Source organism: Streptomyces sp. NPDC002845 (assembly GCF_053591955.1).
On record NZ_JBSFUU010000190.1, the window covers coordinates 1 to 3,429 of the forward strand.

Below are 3,429 nucleotides of genomic sequence, written 5' to 3' on the forward strand. Positions count from 1 at the left end.
ACGGATTCCCGACCGAACCCCGTGCCGCGTAGCGGCACAGCAGCAAGTCGAGAAGGCCAGAATCCTCGGGCTTCAGCCCGAGGTGCAAGTCAAGTCCCCGCCAACACCGCCTTCCCGCACGGACTTCGCGAGCGGGCCGACCGACACGGCACCCTGCTGATCCTCGACCAGATCCAGACCGGCGCCGACCGCACCGGCCGCTTCCGGGGACACGAGCACATCGGCCTCCGCCCCGACATCCTCATCACCACCAAGGACCTGGCTGGCGGCTTTCCCGCTGTCCGGCATCGCCGCCCCGCCCGCCCTGACGCGCAAAGCCCTGCCGTGCTCACAGGGCGGCACGTACGGCGGCAACGCTCTCGTCGAGCGGCCGACGCCGATGTCGACCTCCTGCCGAACATTCTGTATGGACTGCTGGCCATGGCCGTGCTGATCGCCGTACTGGGTGTCGTCAACACCCTCGTCCTGTCCGTCCGGGAACGCTCCCGCTGTCCGTCCGGGACCGCTCCCGCGAGATCGGCATGCTGCGGGCCGTCGGTCGCGGCCAGGCCGAGACCAGGCGGATGATCCGGTGGGAGGCCCTGCTGATCTCCCTATACTCGGCGCCGTGCTCGGCATCGGGACCGGCATCTTCCTCGGCTGGGCGGTCGGGATCTTCGCCCAGGGGACCATCACCGGCTACGAGATGGTCGTGCCCTGGGAGCGGATCGCCCTCTTCCTGGCGCTGGCCGGCGGTGTCGGAGCGCTCGCCGCGATCTGGCCCGCCCGCCGGGCCGCGGGCCTGAACATCCTGACCGCGGTCAAGGCCGAGTAGCGGAGGGTCCGGGCCTACGCCTTTCGGATGCGGTGAACCGTGTCACCGTGCGGGACGTACGGACTGGCGGACGGACGCGTCGACGGTACGGAACAGGGAGGGGGACCGGTGTCATGGATGGTGTTCCCGCGACGGAGGCCTCGTTCGGCAGAGGAGAGCGCATGGCGTCCAGAGAGGACTTCGCCTCCGAGCCCGGCGAGGATTTCTTCCCCGAGCACGAAGAGCATTTCGTCTCAGAGCAGGCCGAGCCGAGGGAACAGGAAGCAGGAGGTGCGGCGCCCTCGACCGACGAACTGCTGGCGTTGCACGGCAAACCAGTCCTGGACTACGCGGCGCTGTGCACCGGGCCGAGCCCGGGCGCCGCGGAGCGGCTCGCCGGGCAGGCCTTCCGCGACACCTACGGCGACGCGGCGTCGCACGCCGGCGCCGACTTCCCGTGGCGTCCGCGGCTCCTCACGGCGGTCCTCGATGCCGCCCGGGAATGGAGTGCCGACGACAGGAACTCGTTACTCCAGCCGGACCTGCGGGACGGCGCAACCCGTCCCGCGCGCCGGGGAGTGTCCGCCACGGGCCGCGGGACCGGCGGCAGAAGCCTGCTCCTGCGTGCCTACCGGAACCTGCCGGACCGTGCCCAGGTACTGCTGTGGCACACCGAGGTCGAGGCGGAGCCCATCGAGGCGGTGGCGTCCCTGCTCGACGCCGAGCCCTCCCTGCTGAACCCGGCGCGCGCCGGCACCCTGCTGCGTGACGAGTGCGTGCGGGCCCACCTCGACCGCGCGCCCGACGAGTGCTGCCGCCGCTACAACCGGCTCATCGACGTCCACGCCCGCCCCAGGTCCGGCGAGACCCCGGCGGAGGTGCTCGAACACCTCGACGGCTGCGCCTACTGCGGGGCGACGGTGGACCAGCTGGATCAGTCCCCGGACCGGCTCCCCGCCCTGCTCGCCGAGGCCGTCCTGGGGTTCCGCGCGGCGGAGTACCTCGCGACCCGGCCCGCCCGCCAGGCGGTCACGTCGACACGTGCGCGGTCGGAGTCCGTCCAGGAGCACGCGGGCGGCGCGGCCGAGCGCACACCGCGGCCGCGCCGCCGGTTGCCGTTGCTCGGCGCCATGGGTGTGGTGCTGCTCGGGGTGATCGCGGCGACCCCGATGGCCATCAGCGGAACCGGTGACGACGCGGAGGAGGCGGGCGGTCCGGCGCCCGCGCCCACGCGGAACCCCTCCGCCTCCGCCACCGGATCGTCCACCACTCCCACTCGGTCACCGGGCACCTCCACCGCGCCCGGCGCGGGCGATGCCCTGGTCACGCGGCTGCGGAACTTCAGGACCGGGATGTGCATCGACGTGGTCGATTCCACCACGGTGGAGGGCGCGCCCGCGGTGACGAGGGAGTGCGGCGGAGCGGCGACGCAGGTGTGGCGGCTGGAGGACGGCGGACGGCTGCGCAGTCAGGCGGCGCCGGGACTGTGTCTGCACGCCGAGCCGGCCGGCACCCTCGCCCTGCGCCCGTGCGGCGCCGCGAAGGGCCCGGACGGTGAGGAGTCCGACGACACACGCTACGCCCTGGCGGCCGACGGCCTGCTCACCCTCGCCGCGAAGCCCGGCATCGCCGTCACTCCGGATCGCCGGAGGGTGGGTTCGGTCATCCTTCTGGAGCCCGTCCCGCAGGACAGGATCCGCAGGTCCCAGCGCTGGCGCATCGACGACGCGTCCGCACCCGGCACCCCACCGGCGCAGACGGTCCGGGACGCTCCGGCCGCCGGATGAGGCCGCAGCCCCGGGCCGGCTCCACCCGCACACGGGGAACCCCCGAGCCGTGGAGTGCGTGTGGGTGATGCGGGTCAGGCGCGGATCGCGGGGATCGAAACACGCCCAGTCCGACGGACGGCCGGTCCTGACGAACGAGATCAGGGCGTCCGCCGACCGGTCCGCCACCGCCGTGCCGTCCGGATCGGCGGCCGGGCCGATGTCGCCGAACCAGTAGGCGGTGCCCGAGCCGTGCCCGGTCGGCCTGTGTACGCCCACTCGTAGAGGTGCGCCGGGGAGCGGAGCCGGCCGCGGTCTGGGCCTCGGCCCGGCTCAGCATCTGCCGGGCGAACTCCCCGGCGTTGTCGGCCGCAGTGCCCGCCGCCTCGGCCTGGGCGTCCTCGTCCGCCGGGAACAACTCAAAGACCTCGTCCGCGAGATCACCGCGGACCATCCGCAGCCGGGCCCGGTAGGCGGCCATGCTGCGCACCCTGGCGAGGGCGCTCACCATCTCGTCGCGGGTGCAGCCGACGAGGATCGGTACGTCGCTCTGCCGATCGGTGAGGAAGATCTCGCGCGGGGTCTCCGACAGCACGTACCCGTCCACGCCCACGGGGGAAGTACAGGCCCGGACCGCCGACGTGCGCCAGCAGCGTGATGGGACCGGCGCCCGCAGCCCGGCCGGCGAACCGGCCCCGGTGCGCGCCAGGATGAAGACGGCGCACACGGCGGCGGCCACCAGGCAGGCCGTGGCGGTGAGCAGGAGCCCGGCGTTTTGACTTGCACCTCGGGCTGAAGCCCGAGGATTCTGGCCTTCTCGACTTGCTGCTGTGCCGCTACGCGGCACGGGGTTCGGTCGGGAATCCGTGG

The 3,429-nt window shown here is 73.1% G+C and carries 2 protein-coding genes and 2 pseudogenes; all 4 read left to right on the forward strand.

Features of this window, described 5'->3' with window-relative positions:
• Positions 1 to 93: 93 nt before the first annotated feature.
• Positions 94 to 361: pseudogene (locus ACWD3C_RS48100) on the forward strand (aminotransferase class III-fold pyridoxal phosphate-dependent enzyme); the annotation flags it as partial.
• Between the two features lie 20 nt (positions 362 to 381).
• Positions 382 to 814: pseudogene (locus ACWD3C_RS48105) on the forward strand (ABC transporter permease); the annotation flags it as partial.
• A 161-nt stretch (positions 815 to 975) separates the two neighbouring features.
• On the forward strand, positions 976 to 2,580 hold the full coding sequence (locus ACWD3C_RS48110; protein ID WP_451155096.1) for an RICIN domain-containing protein: 1,605 nt from the start codon (positions 976 to 978) through the stop codon (positions 2,578 to 2,580).
• A gap of 458 nt (positions 2,581 to 3,038) precedes the next feature.
• Positions 3,039 to 3,338, forward strand: a complete 300-nt coding sequence (locus tag ACWD3C_RS48115) for a hypothetical protein (protein WP_451155098.1) — start codon at positions 3,039 to 3,041, stop codon at positions 3,336 to 3,338.
• Positions 3,339 to 3,429 lie beyond the last annotated feature (91 nt).